Origin of the sequence: Candidatus Phyllobacterium onerii, from assembly GCF_028331445.1 — a bacterium.
In the GTDB taxonomy this organism is placed as follows: Bacteria; Pseudomonadota; Alphaproteobacteria; order Rhizobiales; family Rhizobiaceae; genus Phyllobacterium; species Phyllobacterium onerii.
Genome location: NZ_JAQMHX010000013.1, coordinates 1 through 24117, shown reverse-complemented (window position 1 = coordinate 24117; position 24117 = coordinate 1). Strand labels below are relative to the sequence as shown.

At 54.1% G+C, this 24117-nt stretch carries 19 protein-coding genes and 3 pseudogenes; 10 read left to right on the top strand and 12 right to left on the bottom strand.

Annotated elements, in window-relative coordinates; translation table 11 throughout:
• Positions 1-3: 3 nt before the first annotated feature.
• On the top strand, positions 4-291 hold the full coding sequence (locus tag PHA01_RS23245) for a hypothetical protein (protein WP_271898686.1): 288 nt from the start codon (positions 4-6) through the stop codon (positions 289-291).
• 255 nt (positions 292-546) lie between these two features.
• Positions 547-1365 (top strand): annotated as a pseudogene (locus PHA01_RS23240) (M20/M25/M40 family metallo-hydrolase); the annotation flags it as partial.
• A gap of 604 nt (positions 1366-1969) precedes the next feature.
• On the opposite strand, the gene PHA01_RS23230 reads toward PHA01_RS23240, so the two are convergent.
• Complete coding sequence (locus tag PHA01_RS23230; protein ID WP_271898685.1) at positions 1970-2170, bottom strand: hypothetical protein; 201 nt, start codon at positions 2168-2170, stop codon at positions 1970-1972.
• A gap of 137 nt (positions 2171-2307) precedes the next feature.
• On the opposite strand from PHA01_RS23230, the gene PHA01_RS23225 reads away from it, so the two are divergent.
• From PHA01_RS23225 to PHA01_RS23205, 5 genes are all read left to right on the top strand, one after another.
• Positions 2308-2838 (top strand): sigma-70 family RNA polymerase sigma factor, encoded by a 531-nt coding sequence (locus PHA01_RS23225; RefSeq protein ID WP_271898684.1) that lies wholly within the window; start codon positions 2308-2310, stop codon positions 2836-2838.
• 2371 nt (positions 2839-5209) lie between these two features.
• A complete protein-coding gene (locus tag PHA01_RS23220; protein ID WP_271898683.1) occupies positions 5210-6031 on the top strand; it encodes an MBL fold metallo-hydrolase in 822 nt (273 codons plus the stop codon).
• A 184-nt stretch (positions 6032-6215) separates the two neighbouring features.
• Positions 6216-6668 (top strand): NUDIX hydrolase, encoded by a 453-nt coding sequence (locus tag PHA01_RS23215; RefSeq protein WP_271898682.1) that lies wholly within the window; start codon positions 6216-6218, stop codon positions 6666-6668.
• Positions 6669-6701: 33 nt separating this feature from the next.
• The gene (locus tag PHA01_RS23210; protein ID WP_271898681.1) at positions 6702-7052 is read left to right on the top strand and encodes a hypothetical protein; all 351 of its coding nucleotides are present in this window, start codon (positions 6702-6704) and stop codon (positions 7050-7052) included.
• A 215-nt stretch (positions 7053-7267) separates the two neighbouring features.
• The gene (locus tag PHA01_RS23205) at positions 7268-7432 is read left to right on the top strand and encodes a hypothetical protein (protein WP_271898680.1); all 165 of its coding nucleotides are present in this window, start codon (positions 7268-7270) and stop codon (positions 7430-7432) included.
• Between the two features lie 524 nt (positions 7433-7956).
• Here the strand turns inward: PHA01_RS23205 and PHA01_RS23200 are convergent.
• On the bottom strand, positions 7957-8808 hold the full coding sequence (locus tag PHA01_RS23200; RefSeq protein WP_271898679.1) for a manganese catalase family protein: 852 nt from the start codon (positions 8806-8808) through the stop codon (positions 7957-7959).
• A gap of 1200 nt (positions 8809-10008) precedes the next feature.
• On the opposite strand from PHA01_RS23200, the gene PHA01_RS23195 reads away from it, so the two are divergent.
• Positions 10009-10275, top strand: a complete 267-nt coding sequence (locus PHA01_RS23195) for a hypothetical protein (protein ID WP_271898678.1) — start codon at positions 10009-10011, stop codon at positions 10273-10275.
• A gap of 466 nt (positions 10276-10741) precedes the next feature.
• On the opposite strand, the gene PHA01_RS23190 is transcribed toward PHA01_RS23195, so the two are convergent.
• From PHA01_RS23190 to PHA01_RS23170, 5 genes are all read right to left on the bottom strand, one after another.
• Positions 10742-10912 (bottom strand): hypothetical protein, encoded by a 171-nt coding sequence (locus PHA01_RS23190; RefSeq protein WP_271898677.1) that lies wholly within the window; start codon positions 10910-10912, stop codon positions 10742-10744.
• A gap of 1194 nt (positions 10913-12106) precedes the next feature.
• Complete coding sequence (locus PHA01_RS23185; protein ID WP_271898676.1) at positions 12107-12472, bottom strand: hypothetical protein; 366 nt, start codon at positions 12470-12472, stop codon at positions 12107-12109.
• A 112-nt stretch (positions 12473-12584) separates the two neighbouring features.
• Positions 12585-14654, bottom strand: a complete 2070-nt coding sequence (locus PHA01_RS23180) for a dTDP-4-dehydrorhamnose reductase (protein WP_271898675.1) — start codon at positions 14652-14654, stop codon at positions 12585-12587.
• Entirely contained in the window at positions 14644-16866 is a 2223-nt protein-coding gene (glf, locus tag PHA01_RS23175; protein ID WP_271898674.1) for a UDP-galactopyranose mutase, read from the bottom strand. Before glf ends, PHA01_RS23180 begins: the two co-directional genes overlap by 11 nt.
• 605 nt (positions 16867-17471) lie before the next feature.
• Positions 17472-18509, bottom strand: a complete 1038-nt coding sequence (locus tag PHA01_RS23170) for a glycosyltransferase (protein ID WP_271898673.1) — start codon at positions 18507-18509, stop codon at positions 17472-17474.
• Positions 18510-18993: 484 nt separating this feature from the next.
• Between PHA01_RS23170 and PHA01_RS23165 the strand changes: the two genes are divergently transcribed.
• On the top strand, positions 18994-19944 hold the full coding sequence (locus tag PHA01_RS23165; protein ID WP_271898672.1) for a glycoside hydrolase family protein: 951 nt from the start codon (positions 18994-18996) through the stop codon (positions 19942-19944).
• Between the two features lie 290 nt (positions 19945-20234).
• Positions 20235-20738, top strand: a pseudogene (locus PHA01_RS23160) (YciE/YciF ferroxidase family protein).
• Positions 20739-20761: 23 nt separating this feature from the next.
• Here the strand turns inward: PHA01_RS23160 and PHA01_RS23155 are convergent.
• From PHA01_RS23155 to PHA01_RS23135, 5 genes and pseudogenes are all read right to left on the bottom strand, one after another.
• A complete protein-coding gene (locus PHA01_RS23155; protein ID WP_271898670.1) occupies positions 20762-21322 on the bottom strand; it encodes an ATP-dependent Clp protease proteolytic subunit in 561 nt (186 codons plus the stop codon).
• Between the two features lie 15 nt (positions 21323-21337).
• On the bottom strand, positions 21338-21847 hold the full coding sequence (locus PHA01_RS23150; RefSeq protein WP_271898669.1) for a ferritin-like domain-containing protein: 510 nt from the start codon (positions 21845-21847) through the stop codon (positions 21338-21340).
• 889 nt (positions 21848-22736) lie between these two features.
• Positions 22737-22946, bottom strand: a complete 210-nt coding sequence (locus PHA01_RS23145; RefSeq protein WP_271898668.1) for a KTSC domain-containing protein — start codon at positions 22944-22946, stop codon at positions 22737-22739.
• 37 nt (positions 22947-22983) lie between these two features.
• On the bottom strand, positions 22984-23778 hold the full coding sequence (locus tag PHA01_RS23140; protein WP_271898667.1) for an SDR family NAD(P)-dependent oxidoreductase: 795 nt from the start codon (positions 23776-23778) through the stop codon (positions 22984-22986).
• Positions 23779-23792: 14 nt separating this feature from the next.
• A pseudogene (locus PHA01_RS23135) lies at positions 23793-24117 on the bottom strand (glutathione-dependent formaldehyde dehydrogenase); the annotation flags it as partial.

Sequence of the window (24117 nt, the reverse complement as noted above, 5' to 3'; positions counted from 1 at the left end):
ACAATGGTTAAGATTTATGAAGACCTGGCTTATCCTGACGGTTTGGCCGCGATGCAAACTGCGCACCATATGGCGTCGGCCATTCTGCAGCGTGATCCAACGACCCACGAGCATGCAGACCGTCTGGCTGGCATCGTGATGAAGCTGTTTAATGACGGCATGCTAGATGTGAAAGCAATTGCCAGGAAAGCCGCCGACCTAGAAGCGGCGATCTGTGGAGTTAAGCCGCCGCCCGATGATGAGAAGCTATCCCGCATCCGACAACGGCGGAGGCGACTTCCTTTTCATTAAACTATTAGCCTGCCGCCCCGAAAAACCGCACGTCGAATGAGCTATGACAATGACGAACTTGTTTTCCATTGGCCAGAGCTTCCACGAAGGATCGATCGATTTTATGCCATCGACCAGATAGCTTATCATACTTCGTCGCAGGCGCTTCTCTGTCAAAGACAGAGCGTCAGAAAATAGCTCGATTTCCATGATGCCGACACACCCGCGGTATGCCGGACGGCCTCCTTCCATTGCTCTCTTCGGTTTCTCTTCTTCAGCTCAATTGGCGGTATCGACGTCGCTACCGAAATCGGCCAGCGGGTATATGTGCACGGGCGTCAATGCGTGGTCGGCGTGATTGGCCGCACGGCAATTCAGACTTTCAAGGCTGCGGATACGACGTCAACCCCGTCGTTAAAAGATCTTTGGATCGATATAGGAGCCGGATCGCGGGAAGAGGCCGAAGCCCTAGTGTCGGTGGGTACTCCAGTGACCGTTCACGGAGACTTTGCTACTATGACGGGTAACCGCGCCGTTGGCCGGGCCTTCGACAACAAGACCGGCCTTTTCATCGCCGCGGAGACGCTTCGCTGTTTGTCGCAAGATGGTGGTTTGCATCCTGAAGTCGGCGTCTACATACTGGGCACGGTGCAAGAAGAAATCGGTTCGCGCGGGGCCAAGACCGCAGCATTCAATATAAGGCCTCAAACTGCCATAATTGTTGATATGGGGGTCGCCAACGATTACCCGTGGGCCAAGCCGGAGGAAGAAGGCCAACTGCATCTCGGCAAGGGTCCGGCGTTGTGTCAAGGGCCCAATATGAATCCAGTCATGTATGAAATGCTGATCGATGCCGCACAATCACACAATATCCCCTATCAAATACAGGCAGCGGGATCTTCCAGCCCCACCGATGGGCGCCTCGTACAAATAAGTCGGGGTGGAGTAGCGACCGCGGTTCTGTCTGTGCCCCTTCGTTATATGCACACCCCTTCCGAGGTTTTATGTCTTGATGACGTGCAAGCCCGCATCGATCTGGTTTGCGCATTCTGCCGCAAGGTCACGCCAGCGACGAACTTCACACCCGAAAGCTAAGAGACTGTCAGGCCACGGCCGGATCGCGAGCGAGTCTAGGCCGACGGCCCGGTCTTGCATTCAGAGCGAGCGGCGGCTTTCGCTGCCGAATTGAGCTTATTTTCAGCCAAGGCGGTCAAGGCTTCGTCAGTTTTTATCTCTTCCTGCAAGCTTGTCAGTAGAAGCTTCTGTGTGTCTTACATATCGAGTTCGCCGGCCCAGCGCGAACGTTCCATAGCGGCCGATCTCGTAATGTTCGAAGGCCTGTGCTGCGGATGCAAGCGTCAAGAGCAGGGTGACCTTTGAAGTCATCCATAATCTCTTCGCTTTCGGCGATGATGCCCTCAATAACCTCGCAGGTCTTGCTGGGTGCGCTTACCGAAGATCTCGACGGCTAAGAGCGGAATAACGATTGAGCCGAGCGCGTTCAGGCATATCGAAGTGTTCCTCATTGCATATCGTACAGGTTTGAGAACAGACGCTGCGGCCGCATGAGGTGGGTCGCTCTTGAGAAAGCAATTGACGTACGGAACAATTGCAGATTTCGCCGGGGCTTATTATTTTGACGATATGGGATTGTGCCGCCGCGAGTGCGGCCTGATGATTGTTCAGGAGTTTAGGGTCTCTAGATTTCTTCATTCCGATCAGGCGTGCCATCCGGGTGATTGGCATTCGGGGACCTCGGTGCAGCGCTTTCTTGGATATGCCTGGCCATGAGGCCCTGCTGAACTCGTCGACAAAGTGCCGTGATCGCCGGCGAAACAGGCAGCTCGGCAAGCTCGGAGGCATAGCGTCGTAGCGCCTCTTCCAGTTGCTTCTCGTCCATTTTTATAGCCTTCCGCTCCACACCACGGTATGCGGCGAACGTTCCCGGATATTCTACATGAATTGTCTCCTGCCGGACAGTCATTAAGAAAAAGGGAACACTCGCCTTGCGCGTTCATTGAAAGAAGGAAGGGAGAGATGTCCATGTTAAGTGAAAATATACGGTCGCATTTGCAGGAAGAGATGGTGGCTCTGATTCCAGCGATGCGCGCATTTTCACGGACATTTCACCGCAACGCGGAGGACGCTGACGATCTGGTTCAAGAAACGTTGCAAAAAGCATTAAATAGCCTCGAGACGTTTGTACCCGGCACAAGACTTCGGTCGTGGCTGTTCACGATAATGCGAAACAGTTTTAATACGTCGTTCAGAAGAAAAAAGCGCGAACCGACCGGTACGAAAGCCGATATTGCCGAAACCGCGATCCCGCATCCCGCCAGCCAGGAATGGTGCTTGCGGGGCAGGGAACTGGAGGAAGCGTTGTATCAGCTTCGACCAGAATTTCGCGAACCGATCATGCTGATATGCGTTGCTGGCGTCTCGTATGAAGAAGCGTCTGTAATTTGTGGATGCCCTGTGGGTACGGTCAAGAGCAGGCTTAACCGGGGCAAGCAACAGCTCCTGCATTCCCTTGGCCAAGTAAGCCGCAATTCGGTTCTGGAAGCTTAAGTCCAAACGACGTCGCAGGATTGACCCGGGAAAGAGTGTCGCATCCAAGCCGCTGTCGAACGGCTTTTTTAATTTTCAAGTTCGTTTGTCGTCGACCTCACCAAGGAAAGATCGTAGGGTGGCGAGAAAACATTTGAAACCCTTTTTCATGAAACGCTGAAAACATTTAGTTGCCGGGCGCAAAATTCTGAAGGCCCTAATGACTTACCGACAAAGTAGGCTAGCCGGCCGAATGAATAAAGAAATCTCAAAGAGCTGTCCTTCTTGCAGTATCGGCATCGCCGCCTTCCGTTGACAGCTCCAGCAAGAGATCGTCTGCCCCAGTTTTGTTGCAGAGCATTGAGAAAGTCCCAACACGCCGCGTTTCCGATAGAACCGAAAATAGGAATGTTGGGCCGGCTGAGCAATGCGTTGGAAGCGAGCATTGGATCTACCTGTTGTTCGAGCTATAGTCCCGGTTGGCTGCCCTAGCGGCCATCACTTCAAAGTCGCGGTATCTTTGCTGAAAAGGTGGCAATGGCTTGTTCAAGAATCGACGCCCGCGGGTGTCTCACAGGATCGTGGCCAAACCTGCGGCAGGCGCGGTTATAAGCCAGCTCTAAAAATGCGTCGTTCGGTTTCACTGTACTGCATTCTGGCAGTCCACATTTCCTGTGCTGGAGCCAACCAGCCGCGTGGAGTTTTGTTCTGCATCTTTTTGCCTGAGAAGAAGGAACGTTTGCGTGTTCGATTTGCGAAGGAGTTTCGATATGTTCAAAACCAATCAAAGTGCGGACGCTCTCCGCGGATGGTAAAAGAAGGATCACGTCCCTTGCTGCCGCTTGACGAAAACCTGTTGTTGGAAGACGCCCGCCAGGCGTGCCTCGACGCTGTATCGGCTAAGTCCCGGTAGAGTTCGCGCGCGCCGCCTTCGTTGCCGCTGCCAAAAAGAGCGGACTATATCTTGGCCGGTCGAAGCTCAAAAAGCTCAGCAACAACGTCACCGGAGCCCTTTCTCGTTTTTGGCCGGGAAGTGGAGATGCCCTTTTTTGCCTGCAGAATCTGTTTATCGCACACGTCTCTGGCTGGTCATGGGGACATGGTGGCTTCGGAGAGCACATTAAAAGCCGTCAATGCCTCAACTCTCAGATCACAATCGCTGATAGAAACGCATGAGGATGTATAACGGATGCAACAAGAATTTGTCTGGAGTTGTGTACATCGATCACTGGCTCAACAGTATGCCGTCGCATGTGGCTTCTCCAAATCCCCGTCACCCTATCGCAACCTCTTCTGGCACCCGCCGGTTAGATTGGAACCCACCTTTCGTAGCTCGGACCATCAGCGTCGCCTGCATCCGATCAGAACCGAATTGACATCGCTTAATTTGCTTCTCAGCACATACAACCAACTTCTCATTGCTCCATAATTTGAAGCAGTGGCTGAAAGCCAGTGTTCGGTCGGGATTGTCCGTTGTTCGGGTGTAGCGACCGCGGAGCGGATTTCTGCAGGCGTCCGCCACCCTTCGCTCCAGAAATTATTCAATGACGTTTGCTCACGGGGACACCAAACAGATGTTGATCGCCCAAATTTCGAACGGCTGAAATCGTTCACATAGGCGCGTCGCTCTGTGTGCTTGCGGAAGTTCCCGATCCGCTGTTGGTTCCTGCTCACTCAATTCGCGACCAATACGTGGATTTTGCCCCGGGGAAAAAGCGGGGAACATCTGGGCTGCATGGCGGTTAGTTGCTGACGTCACAAATTGACGCGAGGTTGAATTGACTCATAAATCGTTTGACAATCTTTTCATCAGGATCCTGAGACGCACACTTTTTTGCGAAAGACAATTGTGCGGCGGTTTACGAAAGCTAACAACCGAGGACGCTCTCTTCAGGGCGAGGATTTCCTATTGTCATGAACGATCGGAGCAGAGGTTGAAATTGCTGAATGCGGCTTTTCAGCGGGCAGGGAAAGAGAGGCGCGCCCGGAATTCTGTGGGTTTCCCACCGAACGCTCGACGAATGTTGCCAAGTGAACAGATTGGCCATCTGGAACTATCGTTGCATCACCTGCAAGCAAAATACCAATCGCTGGCGTTGTTGGATAGATCTGTCTCTCGAGATAACGACGTATCTGATTTTTGCCGCCAAAAATTAAGTACCATCGAAGACCGGCTTAAACTCAGTACGTACGCCGAACATACCATCAAGACGATCCTCCCCTGACTGCGCTTGCGGAAGTCTCATTGTGAGGCTTCATGCTTGATAGTTCTGAAATTTGATCTTTGTATTTTTGGCACTTATCACTCGATAGCGCAGGATATGCCACTCAAAAGCTCTGCGAGGGAACGAATCCCCTCTTCTCCGGTTAGGGTGTCGAAAAGGACGAGACGATGGCTGAACAACTTCCGCTACCCCAACGCACTGTGATCGACGGCATCCAGGATGATTCGGGTGCGATTGAGGTGAGGAACGACTTAGCCTATTTGAAGACCGGCATAGTGAATATCGCATTCATCGGCTTCCCGAAAAGCGACTGGGTCATGGTGGATGCTGGTATACCGGGCTATGATAGCGAGATTATCGACGCCGCGGAGGCTCGCTTCGGAAGCTTCGCCACACCCCGATGTATTGTCCTGACGCACGGCCACTTTGATCATATAGGATCGCTGGAGCCCCTGCTCGAACGCTGGGAGGGTGTTCCAGTCTATGCCCACCCGCTTGAGATTCCTTTTCTAAATGGTGGAAAATCCTATCCTCCGCCCGCTGCCCGCGCGGGTGGAGGCATCATGACGTTGTTGTCGCCTTTGTTTCCTCGAAAGCCAATCGACATTTCCGGTAATCTGTTAGAGTTGCCCGCCGACGGCCATGTGCCCGATCTAAAAGACTGGAAGTGGATCCACACCCCAGGTCACACGCCGGGCCACATTTCATTGTGGCGCGAGTGCGATAAAACTTTGTTGGCAGGCGACGCTTTTATAACAACGCGGCAGGAATCGGCATATCATGCTATTGTGCAGACGCCCGAGCTTCACGGGCCACCGCGTTATTTCACCCAAGACTGGAATGCCGCCCACGATTCAGTGCGTAAACTCGCTGGGCTTGAACCGGATTTGGCTTTGACCGGACACGGAAAAGTTGTCGGCGGTGCCGAATTGCAAATCGATCTGCATCTTTTGGCTGATAACTTCGTTTCAATTGCGGTTCCTGAATGAATCGGAGACGGCGGGGCCGGGCCAGATCAGGTGTCAGCTCACAGGGATGCTGTTGATCTGTTTAAAAAAATGACGATGGCAGAGATAATCCTGATTAAGAGGCTTGGGCACACGCCCACACCTTGAACATCATCTGATGATGGCACAGGAGCTAAATAAGTAGGCTGAGAAGGCAAACATTATAATGGCTAAGAGCGAAAAAAAGACCGGCCGAGCCGCGCCTCAAGTGGCAGCCCTTCCTTACCGGTTGGACAGTAGGGGGCGCGTTACCATACTTCTGATCACCAGCCGCCGGACAAAACGCTACATCATCCCCAAGGGATGGAAGATGAAGCACAAAAAAGATGCGAGCGCGGCGGCTCAAGAAGCAAAGGAAGAGGCCGGCGTCATTGGTGCTGTTTCCAAACAGCCGATCGGTTCGTATTCTTATCAGAAGGAATTTGCGACGGGAAAAACGAAAGTGAAGGTTGCCGTCTATGCGTTGCAGGTAACCGAGCAACTTTGGCAATGGCCCGAGCAGAAAGAAAGAACGCGAATCTGGGTGGAGCCAGAACGAGCGGTCAACATGATCAGCGATGTCTCGCTAATACCGCTTCTCAGGACGGCCAATAATTACGCACGTTTTGCTGCCGAGTGAAAGCCAATACTTCGCAATGGAAGGAGTAGTTCCATGAGTTCGATCAGCGTCCAGGTTCATCCGGAGCGTGGCGGAAAAGACGGTTACACCGTCGAATTCGTCTCGCAGGAGGGCGGCATCGCCGCAGTAACACTTCCACCGGCTACCGACAACCTCAATCGCCTGTCGGCGATAAAGTATGCAAAAGATCTCATGACCCGTCTCGCGGTAGCCGCGCCGGACGAAGAAAGTTTGGCAGAGGAAATTTCAAGCCGCAAAAGCGCCCGCACTGCCGGTGACACGGGCACGATGGAAGAGCAGTTGGAGAAGGGACTAGAAGATACCTTTCCGTGCAGTGATCCCGTTTCGATCGTCGCCTCGACCGTCTCAGGTTCCAAGGATTAAACGGATGACACGGGACTTGAACGCGCCGTCGTGGTGCCTATGGGCGCGTCGAGCGGCATCGGCCAAGCAACAGCCTATGCTTTCGCTCGCGAAAACAGCCGGAACGTCCTGCAGCCAGAAGCGAAATGCGCTGCAGAAGGTCGCAATGTCGTGCCTTTGGATCTGAGGCTTTGATGGTTCCAACGGATTTGGCGTCGAGCCAAATGGAGGAATAAATGATGTCGAAAATTGTCGAGGAAAAAACCGATAGATCAGGCCGTGCATCAAAGAGCGGAGATGAGAAGTCACGAAAAGGCAAAGGCTCCGAGCCTGACTTTGAAACAGCAGCCAAAAAAGAGGTCGCTGAAACCGTGAGGCTGACGGACCGCGGTTCGGAATAAAATGGTTGCTGTGGGCGCCGTCGGATATAGATTTTGGTGATGCGCGTGGCCGGCGCTCCCCTTTTGCGTCGCTGCTGCTACTTTGCTGAAGCCGAATTCCGTGATGGCACCTGCACCACGTGTGCTTTACACGGCATGGAAAGCAGGGTGCAAACCCACGCCGATTTGCGGAGGCTGTATGCCGTAATGCGAAGCAGGCATCTGCTTCGCATTACGGCAACTGGGCACTACAGTCTGCGCTCCTATGACCCCGGGGCGGCGGACGAAGTAATTGCAACCTAAGAGCGGGCACAGGCTACAAGCGTGCGGCGAGCGGGCCCCAGACGGCGGGGCCCGCCCATACACCTAAAACCAGCTCTATTAATTTACGAACGGAGTATAAAGGGAGGTGCCCGGAACAAAGTGCCCGTAACAAAACTACCTTCGGTAGCGGTAAGTCCCACCAAACATAACATTGACAAGCAGCATCGTATCAGGCCAGTCCTTTCGTTCGTATATTCAACTCCTTATGGCGCTCTAACCTATTAGGCTTCACCAAGCGTTCTGTCTTGCAGCATTTGCTCCACCTGTGCGCCACCTTCAGGACGAGGAGGGGCAAGGGTGGGCTCGACGCCAAGGGGTTGCGCGTCAACGGTGGCGAACTCTCCCTTCCCGTCGATTGACTTCCCTGTTGACCAGCGGCCCTCAGGGGGCTCAACGCCATCGATCAGGCAATTTACGAATGCGTAGCTGAAGTCTTCCTGCTCTTCCTTCTGCGGGAAAGAGTTCGGGATGGGCAGCGATGCTTGCAACCCGCCCATATCTTCAACCGCGGCCAGCCATTGTTGCTGATGCATGGTATCCCTTGCGATTAGAAATGAAAGCATTTCCTTCATACCAGGATCATCTGTCATATTGTAAAGGCGTACTGCGAGCACGCGACCGCTGCTTTCCGCGGTGACGTTTGCCATCATGTCTGCTGCGAGATTTCCACTGGCATACACGTGGGAAGCACAGAATGGGACGCCGTTGGCGTTTTCTGGCAACGCAGCAAGACCCGTCGAAAGGATGTGTCTGAAGTTCATGCCATTGAGAACACCGCCCCCTATAGGATCGGCAGACATCTCTTCCTGCATGGACAGCGGAGCATTTTCCAGGTTTAGCGCGACCGCCGTTGCCAGCATTTCAATGTGAGCTAGCTCTTCCGTGGCCGTATTAAGAAGCATGTCTCGATACTTAACCGGGCCGCGCGCGCCCCACGCCTGAAAAAAATACTGGAGGGCAACGCGAATTTCGCCCTCAACGCCACCGATCGCCTGCTGTAAGGCGCGGGCAAAAACGGCATTTGGCTTTTCTACTCGAACAGGGAACTGCAGTTTCTTGTCGGTATAATACATTGATCTTCCTCTCTGATTTCATTTTTTAAGAAACGAGCGCCTTAACCCTCGGGTGCACCCAACTGCTCAAACGCCTAAACGTTCCAGACAGTTGATGAGGGGCCCGCTGGGTGGGTGGCCAAAGATAGACCGGGCCCTAGCCGCGCTGAACGCAGCCGCCACCTAACCAGCGATATCAAAAACGTTCCACACGTAGGAGCTGCCGGTACGGCGTGCAGCTGATCGAAACGGAGTACGATTGCGCATTGCTAAAAGGTGGCCCGGACAAACCGCTCTTGACGAATCTCGCCGCCCGCGGCGAGAACTTCACGACCTGCGCACCTTGATTGGTGTGCGACCCATCACTGGGACGAACATCAAAAACTGATCCTGTCCCGTGGCTGGGCGAAGGAGACCGGCACAAAGCGCCGCTTCTGTTATTGCGCCCTCATGCCATCGTGCAATTAATTTACTCGCAATATATTCCCGCGTATCTGTGTCATTGTGAGCGATCTGTGCAAATGCTGGAAAATGCCCGCTTCAAGCATTCCGAACCAGACAGTGCGCTAAGGTCGACAAATGGTCGAGGCTCATGTCTTTTCTCCCAATAATATCGGTAGAACCTCGAGTTTCGCATTTCGTTCCCGACGATTGGTAAGATTGAAAACTGTCCTTGTGCTTCGAATCTGGCCCGGTGCCGTAATCGATTGGCAACAATCCGTGATTTTGCCATTTGGATACGGGTTCGACTGACCTAGATCAAGAATTTACGAATGATTGAGGCAAAGTCATCACAGATGCAAACGTCTGTTCTTCAGGAATTTACGCAGCCGGTGCTGTAACTGTCTGTGTTCAATTTCCGTTGCTGCCGGGTGCGACGGCGGCAAGCACATCCATTCTTTATCGAAGGTTCCGGTGGAGCATGAGTAATCTCGCAGTTGCTGCACGAATGTTCAGCTTGTCCGCTGGAGGACGAGAGGGGAACAACCTAGGGCGTTTGTTGTTGACTCGTACTGTTTGAAAAAGCCAGCAGGATTGGATGCAGAAAATCCGAATGAAATAGACTGAAACAACCCGGCGTGGAGATCAAATTGTTACGTCTGGATGGACAAAGCAAGCAGTGTGCATCGAAGGCAAGCGCACTGGGCGCCCAGCGGAATTTTTACAATGATGCCGAAAAAGAAGCTGGCATAAGCGCAGTCGGAATAAAGTTATAACAGCATGATCGATACCGAGCGCCCCTTCGAACAAGGCCGGAGTATCCAATTGAAGGAAAGATTGATGAGTACTCAAGCACGAATTTATGGGATTGCTTTCGCGGTTGTCGTCACGCTTATCGCTGGGGGCTTTTACCTATATGTAGACCGTCGCGGTCCGGCCGGTCCGGTCGAGACCGAGCGAACAAATATCCAAACGAACGCGCCTGAGAACGTTGAAAAAAAGCCGCCGAGCGCGGTGGATACGCCCTCACCTTCCGATGCAAAATAACATCGTCGGCAACGCTCGGGTCGGCCTGAGGGCGCCGCGGTCAGTTCATCAATCCAATGTCACGCCGCCGGGGCAGGAGATTTATAAAAGACGCAACGCAGAACACTGATCTGATCAAGTCAGCTGTCGGGAGAATCGGCGAAATCCCTTCCGGTAACGCATCCCCGCCGATAGAATCGTGATGCGCGCGATGGCGTCATTTATGCCTGTATCACTGGCATTGCGGGCGCTCTTGCGGCCTGAAAACTCTTCCGCTGAGCTTCCTCATCCGGCGCGGCGCCGCGAGGTGGTGCGAACCTGAACCCGAAAAAGATTGACGCTGAGAGACTCCAGAAGCCGATGCGAAGGGTCGATATGACCGCATGCGAACGGCTCCATCAATGACGCGACAGGCGCGCACCTCTGAAGTAACGCGATTGGAGCCTGAGAGACAGCTATCTTGGACCAAATTGTGAGGAAGCGGGCCCTATTGAGCTGGCTTTGTGGGATTGGGCTTATTCTCAGTGCCGCCGGTTTGTTGTTTTGACTGATCGCTGCAGGCTGCCGCCAGAAGCACCAGCGACATCGCGATAATCCGAAATGGTTTCATAATATTTTCCCTGAGTTTGAAAGACGCCGTCAACGAATTGGCGGGCATGAACCAGGCCCCTGTCGCGAGCCCTGGAGCCACCCGTTTGTTTCTGCTGGCCGGACGTGTCCTTCGAGCCTGCCGGGCGGATGCGGACCTGCGGTTGTCCGACCCGCCCCCGATTTGCCTTGGTTTGGCATAATTACCTCTCTAATGTTTCCTCCCCGCCCTGCCCAACCCTGATCCGCGCAGTTTGTTCCACTAACTGCAGCGACGGCTTGTACAACCACATGGCGGGGCCCCGCGCCGGAAATGGAAACGAGTTGGGCTTCAGAAATTCATGCCAGGTGAGGCGATGCTCACGTCCTTCTTCGTTTGACGCTCAGCAAATCATCGCCTCAGTTGTAACGAGAAGCTCGCCTACGGACGCTGCGTGCGTCCTGCGCGGCCGGTCGCACAACAAGCCGGGCCATTGAGGGAATTTGGCAGACGGGTTCGCGTACCTTTATTGCCGGTGGCAGCCCGATGCAGTCATCCTTAGGCGGCCTCTGTGCGTGCCACGGGGGCCGGATGCTGGAGGTTTCACGAAGGAGTAAGTTTAGCGACACATTACCTAGCCATCATAGCTATGAACAGGAACCAGCATGCCTCGTCCCAATGGGTGAGGGTACCGAGACGCGCCCGCTCTTTGCTGGCCATCGCAATTATGCAAGAAAGCATACCGCTGAGGAAAAGCATCGTCGCCCACGCGTTTGTGAATCCCCAGTCAGACCACATTTGGCCAGTTGCAAATCCCACAACAAAAAGGAGCTTCAATGAGAATCCAGACAGCAGTCGTCGTGAGGGAAGATTTGTTTGCCGCCAGACATCCAATAGCTTCTGCAAAAAAGTCACGGGCGACTCCTCTCGCTTCGTTACCACGCCGTTGCATGGAGCGCTTCCAATCTTTGGGCTGTCTAAAAGTTCCCGAAAGTAGTCCGTCCAGTAAAATATCGTGTGTGCCCTGTTATTGCGTTTGCTTCGAGGCATGAACTGTCGGCCTGACTGGCTGCTCTTGCGACAGGTAAAATCACAGGAACGTTTTCTCTTTGCGCGGTTACTCACCCATTGTCGGAGCGTTGACACTACCGGCAATAGGCTGTGCCGGCCCTTGCCACCTTTGTGAAAGCTGACCCTTGCTTTCGTCTTGAGGAGCCAGCCAAGAGCGCAAAGGGCGCGGCGGCGGGCAACCGAGAGACTATATAGCGACACTGAGGAGGAGAGTTAAACGGGCGCGCTTGTCGAAGCGACAGTTTTTACCGCGCGCGGCTGCTCCGCGTGAGCCATGAAGCCAGCTTGCCGAGCAGCTTTAAGGGTCGGCGGCGAAGAGGCAGGACCGCCTTTTCCCTCCTGCAAGCAATGCGGGGACCGTCGGCCATCCTGCAGCACGCCATTTACAGTCAATCCCTCAGCCTGCAGCTTCCACATTTCGTCAAACACCCCACCTTGTTGGCGCAACTGGCTGACACTGCCGTCCTCTACTACTGTGCGCAGCGAGTTCACGATAGTCTGCTTCGGCCCTGTGGTCATGTTGTGTTGCGGCGAGAACGTCCAACCGCCTGCCATCCCGGACGCCGGTGAGTCGAGCACTCAAAGCCACCCCTGAAAAAGCTCTTGAAGGGGCTCTTCTGCAAAATCAATCTTCCTTTCGTACTATGCATTCACTTAATGCGCAGTGGGATCGTGCATGCCTTCCAACTAACTACTCCGCCGCCGCCCGCAGTAAAGTCGTGTTCTGGTCAAAGTCGCGAATGAAGCGGGACAGAGCGTCAACCAATGTCGGCATGACTGTGGCGACTTCGTTGGGGTGGAGACCACCGGACGGTTCAGTGGAGACTTTTGTGATCAGCTTTGGGTCAAGGCCGGCGCTCCTCGCAATCAAGTGCCCAAAGTCGAACCAAGTCATTTCTCCGCGATTTATCAATCGCCATCGGCCTGATTCGCCATCAATAAGAAGATCAAGAGCATTATTGACGACGTCGGGAATATAAGATGCTTTGACTGGTGTGCGCGAGTCGAGACCAACGGTGGCACCTGCCCGGAGGGCTCTTATTAAATTAACGACTGGGCCATCAGTGTCCCACGGCCCAAATCCAGCACCAATCTCGATGCTTATGGAATACACCTTTTCGGAACAAGGCTTGTTTGCAAAACCGATGTAGGCCAGGCCTTCCCGCATAGAGATTTCGGCTATTTGATAAGTTCTATGTCGAGCCAAAGAATTCTCAGCTATATGTTCATCGATGTCCGGGCTCGCCACATCGACGATGGCCCAAATTCTCTTTCGCAACAGCGTTTGAACCAGTTGCGCCCCTGAAACCGCCGGTTCCAACGGGTGCATCACAATGCATTCCAGGCCGCGAAATTGGGCGATCCGAACAAAGGCGTTGGCCAGTGCTCCGGCGGCTCCCAGAATCAGGATCGTGCGCCGCAGTGCAGGAGCGGTGGCCGATCGGGTGATGTGCGCCCTGTAGTATCTGTGATCACTGTGCCACCAGCCCGGACTGTCCAAAACCGGATGGCTGATGACTCCGCTGGAAATAATATTCTTCGTGGCTCGTCCCAAGGCTGTCACGCGAAGAGAAGTGCCGCGCACATCGAATGCACCAGGCTCGTATAAACCGTCTCGCTTCATGAGAAGGCTATTCCAGTCTTCAACGCCAAAAAGCGCCCACACTGTAACAGCGCAGATGTCTTTGCCTTCGGTCCGAAGAGTTTTCGCCGCCTCCCAGACCTCCGCAAGCCACCTTACCTGCTCATCTCGGGTCGATCCATGGTGAACCTCTGTGATGGCTGTTCGCCGATGGTATCGATCCCACACCTCCCGCAGACGTGCTTCTGGGCCTGTCAACCCTTGAGGCAATTGAGTCCGTACCGCTTCAAGATCGCAGTATCTGTGACGACCGTTTCCGCTCATTTTTTGATGCTGCGGGCGGTGGGTGCGTCGGTGCTCCAAAAAACGATCGCTGGTTAGATAATGGTTTATTCCTACCGTGTCAGGCGGGCACGGCCCCTCCAAGAAGAATGACATTTCCTTTTCCGAAACCCCGTGGCTAAGAAATATCGCATGCCAAGGATGGGATCTGTCTACGCGCCCCAGCAAAAGATCGAAGGTGAGCCACCGCCGCTCGTTGTCGTAATCAGCTTGATACTGCAAAAGCGGCGTGCTGAAGGTTTTGCCAAGGTCTTCGGTTTGAACTAGTTTGGCGTCTGGCGTGATCGCCCGTATTGCCCGCATCGCGAGAACGATGCCCCGGCATTGATTTATCATAGCCCGGCAAAAATCTCTTTCCGACCGACGATGCGGATACCAATGTCCATAAAGGCAGCTGAATCGCGCGGTCGTCAAAGGCTCGTTAATCGGAGTAAACTGAGTGATCCACGGATAACGGCCAGCTACGTTTTTGGCGTGCTGAGCTAGCAATGCCGGAAATTGCGCATCGAGCAGATCGGTATAGTGAGGCCCACTGCCGTGATGCAGAAGTCCAGCAATCGGCTCCATGCCAAGCTCCTGCATTTTTAGGAGGCGTTCGTCGTGCCAACGGAAATCGACCTCATCCGGCGACTTTGGCGAAATGCTTTCCCAAAGCACAGGATAGCGCAATGTCCGGATCCCAAGCTCAGCGACCGCATCGATATCGCTCAATCGGGATGAGTGACCCGTGTCTATGCTTTGATTGCGCCAGCGATTGCGAACCCGGACAATGCTGCATTCCACGCCGCCCCAAAGCTCCGGCATGCCTTGGACCTCGCTGAGTTTATCAGCCGGCATGCGATATCAGGCCAGATTGCGTTTCACTCTGCCGAGATTCACGGGATCGGGGAATTTCTGCCTCGATGCGGCGAAATGTTGCCAGCGCCTGGCCGACAACCTGATCCATGTTGTAATATTTATAAGTCGCTAGACGTCCGACAAACAGAACATCCCGCGTGGCACGGGCCAAGCTATCGTACTTCTTGTAAAGCTCTGCGTTTTCGGGATTTGGCACAGGATAGTAGGGATCGCCGACGCCAGAAGGAAACTCATAAGTTAAACTTGTCCTCGAACTTTGTTGGCCGGTGAGATGCTTGTATTCCGTCACGCGTGTGTATTCGTGTTCCATGGGATAATTCACCACCGCCACGCTTTGGTGCCATTCCTTATCCAGCGTAACATGATGGAAGCGCAGCGATCTATATGGAAGCTTGCCGTAGCGGAAACCAAAATACTCATCGACTGGTCCGGTATATATCAAGCGTCGATACTCGATCTGGCTCTCAATCTCGTCAAAGTTGGTCTGCAACATAATCTTGATATTTGGATGATCGAGCATTCGCTCGAACATGCGAGTGTACCCTCCGGCAGGCATGCACTGGTGTTTGTCGGCGAAGTACCTGTCATCGCGGTCTGTCCTCGTGGGTACGCGCGCAGTCACGGACTTGTCCAGCTCGCTCGGATCAACGCCCCACTGTTTGCGCGTATATCCACGGAAGAACTTTTCGTACAACTCCCGGCCAACGCGGCTGACAACCACATCTTCGGAAGTGCGGATCTCGTCGACGTGTTCTGCACGATTTTGGAACCATTGTTCGAGTTCCTCCGACGAAAGACTTAGTCCGTAGAGCTTGTTGATAGTGTCAAGATTGATGGGGATCGGCAGAAGCATTTTATCCACCTCCGCCAGTACCCGGTGCTCATACGGCCGCCATTTGGTGAACGCGGAAAGATAGTTGAGGACTTGGTCCGAGTTGGTGTGAAAGATGTGTGGGCCGTACTTATGAATCAGCAGCCCAGCGGAATTGTAGACGTCATAGGCATTGCCGCCTATGTGCGGGCGTTTATCAATAAGAAGCACCTTGTCGCCACGCTGGCTTGCCAATCGCTCGGCCAGAACGCTACCGGCAAAGCCTGCTCCGGTTATCAGCCAGTCAAAGGCCCGCAGGTTTCTCGATAAAGAAAAGCGCATCTGTTTTGCTGCAGGCTTTGTTACCTGGTGCATCAAGGTGGTCATCGCCTCCCATGTCATGTCCCATGACATGGTGGCAAGAAAGTCATCCACCCTTGCCAGCCATTCTTTCCGCGGACGCGCCAGAAGATGTTCGGCCTTTGCAATGAACTCGCCAGCACTATCGGCGATCTCGACAAGTCCCATGTCCCCGTAGGGCCTGACGACGTCCTTGATTTCGGTCGAAATCACGGGCACGCCGGCTGCCAGGAATTCCGGTGTTTTTGTCGGACTTATGAATTCCGTCGAAGCGTTTATGGCAAACGGCATGATGCCTATATCCCAGTCGGCCAGACATTCCGGCAAATCGGCGTATTCCCTTGCACCGAGCCAGTGCAAGTTTTGTGCTTGTGGCAAAGTCGTGGGATCGATCTTCACGACAGGACCTATCATTATGAACTGCCAGCCAGGTCTGAGCTCCGATGCTTGCCGAATGAGATCGAGATCCAGGCGTTCGTCAATAACGCCGAAAAACCCGAGGCGTGGAGCAGCCGGCTCCCTGTCGGGTCGATTGCCAATCGCCGCTCTGGCCTTCGAGAAATGAGCCACGTCGATGCTGCTCGGAAAGCAATGGATATTGCTGTGACGATCACTTTTGGCCTCAAACAAAGCGCGGCCGCCCGTAAAGACAAGATCCGCACGGCTGAACAACTCTTGCTCCAGTTCCAGCATTTGCGTTGAAGCGCCGCGAAACGCCGAAAGTTCGTCCATGTTATCGTAAACACACATGTCAGGGACAATATGGCGGCTGAAGACAAGCGCCATTGGGGTGTAGTACCAGCATGTCAAACGGCTAATAGGCAGGGTGACATACAGATCGTCAAGAAGCTGTCGCTGCAATTGGACGATCTGTGCGTCATCGAGGCCAATGGGCAGGACCGGCACGGCCACGATCACTCCTTCGGCAGTAGGCTTGATTGCCAAGTGAGGAGTGACATTGGCCTGGAACGTTGGCTCTTCTATGAAGTAAACAGGGCCGCCCTTCGCAGCCCGGGTCATCAAATGCTGAGGTCTCTGATAAACGAAGTTCCAGCGAAGGTGGGAAAAACAAATCAAAACATCGAAGGGACCGGCATTCTCGAACCTGCTGCTGTCAAACGAAATGTGCATCTACCGGGGACTTTCCTGTTAAGCCAACATCAACGGGCGGCGGCTCGGCATCCAGTGGAACCTCGTCGGGGCCAGTGGCGCTTTCAGCAACCAAACTCACTAACCAGCGATATCTAGAAATGTTCCCGACACGACCGCCCCTCGGTTATTCGGCGTTTTGCAAACCTCAGACGAGCGCGCCGAAAGGTTGTAAGCCAAGGAGCTTGGTATTTTTCTGTAATTCAAAAGCATGCGGCGTCAGTCGACTGTTGAAGTCGTGGCCTACGCCGCCTTTAAGCTGGTCTAGCCGAGTTAGCCTCATTTGCTGCGTCAGCTGAACACAGTCCGGAACGCACGTGACAAGCCTTCCGCCGGACGAACAGATGTTTGGCGATCGCCGCATACCATGGTTTTGCAACTAGTTCCCGCACCATGATACAATCACCCCCGGCGGCACAAATTCGGGTCCCTACTTTGGAAGCGCGCGACTTATTTGGGGATGCACCTCAACGGGTTTATTCGGATCGATAACTGACCGCATTGTTATTTGCGGGATTCGGAACGGAGAACAGTCTCCCGGGACCGGCACAGCCTGTCGAACATACCCCAGCTTTCGCGCGAAATGGCAGGACGTTTTTTGTCGCATATGCGCGCTCCACATGGCCCGACATCGCGGCCCATGTCTGCGTCCACGACATGTCTGCTAGACGGGCGTCGATCTTTGCAAGTAGTGGGTTCTGCGGCTGGGCCAAAACCTGGCGCAACGTCGCGGTAATATCTTCGTCATCGACAATTTGCACAAGGCCTGCGGCACCGTAGCTACGCACAACGTCAACGATTGCTGTTGAAACGACCGGAAGTCCGGCTGCAAGAAACGCCGGTGTCTTGGTGGGGTTGATATAGCGGGTTGCTGCATTCAGCGCGAAAGGCATCCAACCGGCTTTCCAATGTCGAAGATAGTCCGGCAGATCGTCATAGCTCTTGGTCCCAAGCCAATGCAAGTTGTGGTTCTGAGGCAGGTTGGCCGGGTCTATTTTGACCACTGGGCCAATCATTACGAAATGCACATCCTGCATCGCTCGAGCGGTCTGGGCGACGAGATCGACATCGAGCCGCTCATCTATGGCCCCGAAATATCCTACTCTGGGATGCGGTATGCCCGCCTGATCGGCGGGATCGTCACCCGGTGATCTCGCCTGTTTAAAATGACCAACATCGACGCTGCTCGGAAAGGGAAAGACAGAGCGATGCAGACTTCGCTTGACGTCGAAGAGGCTCTGGCCCCCGGTAAACACTACATCCGCACGCTTTAGCAAACGCCTCTCCATTTCCACCAAGCGTGCCGGTGCATCCTCGAAGGCAGAGAATTCCTCCATACAATCATAAATACAGACATCCCAGGCAATATGGTCGCTGAAGCGCAGAGCCACCGGAGTGTAGTACCATCCTGTCAGCCTGCCCCGCGGGACCTGGGCAACAAGCCGGTCCAGAATATCCCGCTGGAGGACCTGGGCTTTTGCGGCAGAGACATCGAAAGGAAGCACGGGTGTCACGACTTCGATGCCTGAAGAAAGGGTCTTTACCTTCAGCGCCGGGCGTGCCCCGTGCTGAAAAATGGGCGACTCAAAATAGATTACGCTGTTTTGCTGAGACGCGAGCCGGGCAACGTGTTGCGGCCGCTGGCAGATGGAGTCCCACCTTAGATGAGAAAAACAGAAGAGTCTAAGATCGCCGGGAGAAGTTAATTTACCCAATCGGCTACCTGTCCTCGCCGCAACCATGCTTATGTTCCCTCGGTTCAAAGCCTTAGTTAAAACTACTGTTGGGACCAACTTGTTCCAACCTCCGTAAAACGATTCCTCAAGTCCTCAAGCTCCCCTCAACAAAAGCTACAAGGTGTCCATCCAGACGTTTGTTATGAGCAAAACGAACCACCGGCGGCGTCAATACAGTTTAGCGCCACACTTAGGGCGAATTGCTTTTTTATCAAATCGATGACTGATGCTAATTCATCTATAAATGCCCGGAGTCAGAGCGGTGCAAGATCAAGCCGATGCAATGAAGATTGTTTTTGAAACCAACGTCTTCCCATTGTTTCATCCCGAGTGTGTGGATGACATCAAGGACCCGTGTCCGGTTTTCGACGGTACGCTGTGGCACGTGTTCGGCTCAAGCGGCACTGTGACCAGCGAAACATGGCGGATACTTCACGCAACTGCACCAGATCTTTCCGGGCCATGGACCGAGCATGAGGTAGTCAATCTAGCCGTCAACGGTTCGGGTGTGGCCGCGCCTGGCGTCATTTTTGAGTGCGGCGTCTTCCACATGTTCATACAGACGGAATTCATGAAATCAGGGGGACGCTGCGAACACGCCGTGTCAAACGACGGCTTTCACTGGGTAGTATTGAGCCCGGCACTGATGTCGGTACCCGATAGCGATGAGGACGGTATCTACGATCCCCACCCGGCGATCGTGGGAGGTAAGCGATACATTGTTTATTCCGGTATGCCTAAGTTCACACGGGTGCCGCAGCCTGACATTTATCTGGCGCGAAGCATGTCCGATTCCTGGTTCGGGCCCTGGAAACGCGTCGGCAAGATCTTGGACCACGCCGAGCTTCTTCACCACAATTCCCGTGAAGACCCTGACTACGAGTGGGGTTTAGAAGGAGCGCAAATAGTTGAACTTCCAGGCGGGCAGATACTGCTCAACGCCACCTGCTTTCTTCCCCAGGGCTCACGCGGCAGTCGGCAACGGGTTTTTTTCGCTATCGCGGATGACATCAAAGGGCCATACGTCTCGGTTGGACCGGTGCTCGACCCGGGGGGATTGGGAGAAAACGGTCATTCCACAGTTATATTACAAGACCGGCGACTTGCGCTTTTCTACCAAGGTCGGGTCGAGGCGACGAATCATCGGTGGCGATACGGCCTTGCCAAGTGCAGCCTTGATCTCGTGGCAAAGCGTCTGAACAGACTGCGTTGAAGGCGCTGGGCATGATGGTATTGCTAAGGGCGGGTCCGCCCCGCCTCGACCATTATTTAATGCCATGAAACCCGTCCAATCTGCCCCTAACTGCTGTGGCAGCGCTTGGCTTCATCAATTTTCTGCTTGTACTTTGTTATCTTTGCCGGCGGCTTATCTATCCAGGTCCACAGTATTCTTCGGAACGTTCTGGCGGGCCAGGCGTTTCGGCGCAATATCCCTGAATCAACGAGTCGTTTTACCTGCTGTCGTTGTCTCACTGACTCCAATCAAGCAATGAGGGACATGACATGGTCGAGAAAACACTCGAAACGCTCCTTTCATGAAACACTGAAAGATATCTACTACACAGACCGGAAATCCTCAAAGCTTTGCCGAAGATGGAAGGGCTGGATCCCACCCCGACCTAAAAAGCGGCCTTTGAAAAGCATCGCATGGAAACCGAAGTGCATGTTGAACGCTTGCAGCACGTCTTCGAGATTTTCGGCAAGCGCGCACAAGGCAAGACCTGCGACGCAATCGAGGGAATAATCGCTCAAGGCGAAAAAATTATTGAGGATTTCAAGGGGCAACCCGCCATGGACGCTGGACTTGCATCGGCAGCGCAGGCGGTTGAACATTATGAAATAGCCCGCTATTGCACCTTGACCCGGTGGGCCGGTGACCTCGGACTCAAAGATGCGCAGAAGTTTCTCATCACCGCCTTGCAAGAAGAGACGAAAACGGACGAAGCTTTGACTGCTTTAGCCGAAGCTTCGTTGAATGCGGCAGCCAAAGTTGCGACGGCTCGTTGAGTTGTCGTATGAAAGAGTTGCGCCTAAAGAACGCGGCCTACAATTCCCAGCTCCAACGCCTCCGCGGCAGTGATATAGTAATTTTCCCGGGCGCGCTCGTATAAGGTCGGTAAATCCATTTTGCTTTCGGCGATGAGATCCCGAAAGCCTTGTGCCTCCAGTCTTTGGGCCGTCTCCAATATGGCAAGGTGCTCGCGTAAGATTTGAATGTTAGCTTGCATCGGGCCATCCAGCTGTATGGTTTCCTTGGTATGGCGCTCATGCACCAAGAGCGTGGTATCATACGTCAAGGCACGATTTGGGGTGGGGAAAGCCGACATGATGGTTATGCCGGCGGAATAGACAAACGACTTGCCCACAAAATAAGCCTGCCGACCGGTATCGCGGATGAACACAGAGATCTCGAGGGCTATCCTCCTTGCAGTATCGGCATCGCCCCCTTCTGTAGACAACTCGAGGACCAGATCATCCTGGCCAGCTCGCAATCGTTGGATCTGGTTGATGACATCCCAAAACGTGGCATTGCCGATAGAGCCGAAAATGCGGATATTGGGTTGATTGAGCAGAGCATTAGGAGCGAGCATCTGGGCCGTATCCCACTAGCGCTTTGCTGCGCTGGAAGCACGCGCCTCGCGCTGTAGAAACGTTCGCGTAACTTCCCCTGCTTGATCCGCGAGCCAAGCCGCCATCGCTTCTTCATCCCGCAAGATTGCCTCGCACACGGATTTTGTTTCACCGTCGCCGACGTAGTCAGCAGCCTCAATCAGCATTTTGTAGCTGGCGATCTCCATGTGCTCGAATGTGTAGCTTGCCAGCGAGCCCTTCATGACTTCATCGCTTACAAAGATGCCGCTCAGGGATTGGCCGAGCGCAGTCAGCTTTGCACCAGCGTCTTTCAGGCTAGAGGTGTCTGTGTTTCGACGCTCTAGGCATTTCCGCACCATGTCCGCATGGCGCTCGGTTTCACCGATATGTTGCGAAATACGTCCACGCAGGTCCGGATAGCTCTCAAGCCGGCTCTCTTGTCCTTTGAGCATGGTGAGAGCTTGTTGTTCCATGGCGTGGGCGTCCCGCAGCCAGTCGTTCAATGTGTCATCAGCAGTAGCCATTATATTTCTCCTCGTGAAAAGCGTTGAACCATGAGGATCGCGATTTGTTCCTTTGAATCGGTATTAGTTCGCGCCCTGCTGCATTTCCTCGACACGGGACTGCTTGCTGCCGGTCGGGGCAACATCTGACCGGATTGCCGGAGACCGCTCGCTCTTCGGCTCCTTGCTTGAGGCTTTGTCGTCTGAGAAATTCTCAAGCTGGCGACATGGAGCGATACGGTCTCAACATTGCATCACTATCGCGACCAAGATCAGCTCGAGGTCGACATCTTCTTGAGGATGATGCGGGCGCCATTGTTGCGATCGAGGTGAGGCCGCCGCAACGGTGTCCGCGGCAGACTTTAAAGGATAGCGAAAGCTTGCCGAGATTGCGGGAGATAGCTTTCAGGTCGGCATGGTTCTCTATGATGGTGACAAGGTGCTGCCGTTTGGAGATCGTCTGTTCGCCGCTCCTCTGTCTTGCCTGTGGAACTAATCGCGTCGGTCGAACGAACGCTATGGCCTCGTTCCGCCCGACTTGTTCCGACCCAGTCGGAAGCAAGTCCCGAGATGGACGTACTCAAATTCCGAAATAGCCGACGATTTCAATTATTCGCCGGCCGTAACGACCTTCAAGCGCGCACGAACTTGGCGGGCTGGGCGGTGTTGTGCCGTAGCGCTGGCGATCGTATCTTCGGAGAGAATGGGTCTAACATGGGCGTGGGATAACGCCCATCTATTCCTTGATCGCCGCCCTTCCACAGCAATGCTGGTCTTTCTGTCCATTTTATCGCGGATCGCCGGGGTCGCGAAAGTGACGGCCGCCTACGATTAAACCGGTCACTGAAGGGACCCCCTGCCGCGCGGCTGCCCCCAATCGCCCCAGCGTTCGTACGGCGAATATACATCGTCAATGCCGGATCAAGGCGACACGATATCTATACTGATCGCGGATGTGCTGATTGAAATACCGGCCTTTAGAAAACGCCCGTCGAAAACCGGCGTATATGTCCGGTGGAACGTCTAGATAATCGTAGCGTCGCCCGTTTGTGACAAACCAGATCGACAAAGTTCGGGATATCTCATCATAACTGCTCTCGCGGATCAACGAGGATGGCATCGTGGACACTCAAACCAATACTGACAGTAAGTCATCATTATTCCTTCGCCGATCCTGGTGCTGCTGTTTTGGCATGCTGCCCGGCAAGCATTCCCGACGGTGTGATGTTCGCAATTGCCGACTGGAGCTTGTTCTTCCAGCCACTGACGACGTCGCCCTCGTTGCCCATCATGGCGTCGAATCCGGCCCGCGCGACATCAGCAGGGTCATCCTTTTTGGACTGGCCGATTGCTGTGTCAAGCATATGCGCGCGCTCGAAGAAGCGGGTGTCCGTGGCACCCGGCATAGGGCAGCTGACCGTCACGCCGGTGTCCTCAAGCTCTTCACGCAGGGCGAAGGAAAAACTGTTCAGGAAGGCCTTGGTACCGTTATAAACTGCCTGATAGGTGCCTGGTATGAAGCCCGCTATCGACCCGGTGATGAGAATGCGTCCTTCGCCCCGTAGGCGCATCGCGTTGCCGATCTTATGGATCAAAGCGATTGTGCCAGTGATGTTGGTGTCAACAACGTGCAGCGCTTCGGTGAGATCCTGATCGAGAAAGCCCTTGCCGAGTCCACGGCCTGCATTGGCGAGGAGAATGTCAACGGGCTTGCCCTTGTCGGCTATGAACGTGCAGAACTTTTCGACCCCCGCAAAGTCCGAAAGGTCGATCGTCATGGCATCGACCGTCGCGCCCTCTAGCCGCAGTTTTTCCGCAGCCCTTTCGATGTCCGGTTCGTCGGCGGCAATAATAAGATCATAGCCTTCGCCGACGGCGATCCTGGCCAGTTCAAGTCCGATGCCGGACGAAGCGCCGGTAACGACGGCGAGGGGACGGGCTGTGTTTGCCATATCATTGTCTCCGATCAGGGTTTGAGGACGACTTTGATGCAGCCGTCCTTTTTGTCTCGAAATGTCTTGTAAAGCTCGGGACCTTCTTCGAGGCTTGCCCGGTGGGTGATAACGAAAGACGGGTCGATCTCACCCTTTTGGATACGCTCCATCAGCATCGGCAGGTAATGCTGAACCGGGGTCTGCGCCATGCGAAAGGTCAGTCCGCGATTGATTGCCGAACCCATGGGGATTTTATCAACGAAGCCGCCATAGACGCCAACAATGGACACCGTGCCGAAGTTGCGGCAGCAGTGGATCGCCTGACGCAGCACGTGCGGCCGGTCGGTGCCCATGAAG

What these genes read in the sequence shown, in the direction of transcription:
- PHA01_RS23245 (WP_271898686.1), top strand. Translation starts at nt 4, where the DNA reads ATGGTTAAGATTTATGAAGACCTGGCTTATCCTGACGGTTTGGCCGCG.
- PHA01_RS23230 (WP_271898685.1), bottom strand. Translation starts at nt 2,170, where the DNA reads ATGGACGAGAAGCAACTGGAAGAGGCGCTACGACGCTATGCCTCCGAG.
- PHA01_RS23225 (WP_271898684.1), top strand. Translation starts at nt 2,308, where the DNA reads ATGTCCATGTTAAGTGAAAATATACGGTCGCATTTGCAGGAAGAGATG.
- PHA01_RS23220 (WP_271898683.1), top strand. Translation starts at nt 5,210, where the DNA reads ATGGCTGAACAACTTCCGCTACCCCAACGCACTGTGATCGACGGCATC.
- PHA01_RS23215 (WP_271898682.1), top strand. Translation starts at nt 6,216, where the DNA reads ATGGCTAAGAGCGAAAAAAAGACCGGCCGAGCCGCGCCTCAAGTGGCA.
- PHA01_RS23210 (WP_271898681.1), top strand. Translation starts at nt 6,702, where the DNA reads ATGAGTTCGATCAGCGTCCAGGTTCATCCGGAGCGTGGCGGAAAAGAC.
- PHA01_RS23205 (WP_271898680.1), top strand. Translation starts at nt 7,268, where the DNA reads ATGATGTCGAAAATTGTCGAGGAAAAAACCGATAGATCAGGCCGTGCA.
- PHA01_RS23200 (WP_271898679.1), bottom strand. Translation starts at nt 8,808, where the DNA reads ATGTATTATACCGACAAGAAACTGCAGTTCCCTGTTCGAGTAGAAAAG.
- PHA01_RS23195 (WP_271898678.1), top strand. Translation starts at nt 10,009, where the DNA reads ATGATCGATACCGAGCGCCCCTTCGAACAAGGCCGGAGTATCCAATTG.
- PHA01_RS23190 (WP_271898677.1), bottom strand. Translation starts at nt 10,912, where the DNA reads ATGCCCGCCAATTCGTTGACGGCGTCTTTCAAACTCAGGGAAAATATT.
- PHA01_RS23180 (WP_271898675.1), bottom strand. Translation starts at nt 14,654, where the DNA reads ATGCCGGCTGATAAACTCAGCGAGGTCCAAGGCATGCCGGAGCTTTGG.
- glf (WP_271898674.1), bottom strand. Translation starts at nt 16,866, where the DNA reads ATGACCCGGGCTGCGAAGGGCGGCCCTGTTTACTTCATAGAAGAGCCA.
- PHA01_RS23155 (WP_271898670.1), bottom strand. Translation starts at nt 21,322, where the DNA reads ATGCTCGCTCCTAATGCTCTGCTCAATCAACCCAATATCCGCATTTTC.
- PHA01_RS23150 (WP_271898669.1), bottom strand. Translation starts at nt 21,847, where the DNA reads ATGGCTACTGCTGATGACACATTGAACGACTGGCTGCGGGACGCCCAC.
- PHA01_RS23145 (WP_271898668.1), bottom strand. Translation starts at nt 22,946, where the DNA reads ATGCCATCCTCGTTGATCCGCGAGAGCAGTTATGATGAGATATCCCGA.
- PHA01_RS23140 (WP_271898667.1), bottom strand. Translation starts at nt 23,778, where the DNA reads ATGGCAAACACAGCCCGTCCCCTCGCCGTCGTTACCGGCGCTTCGTCC.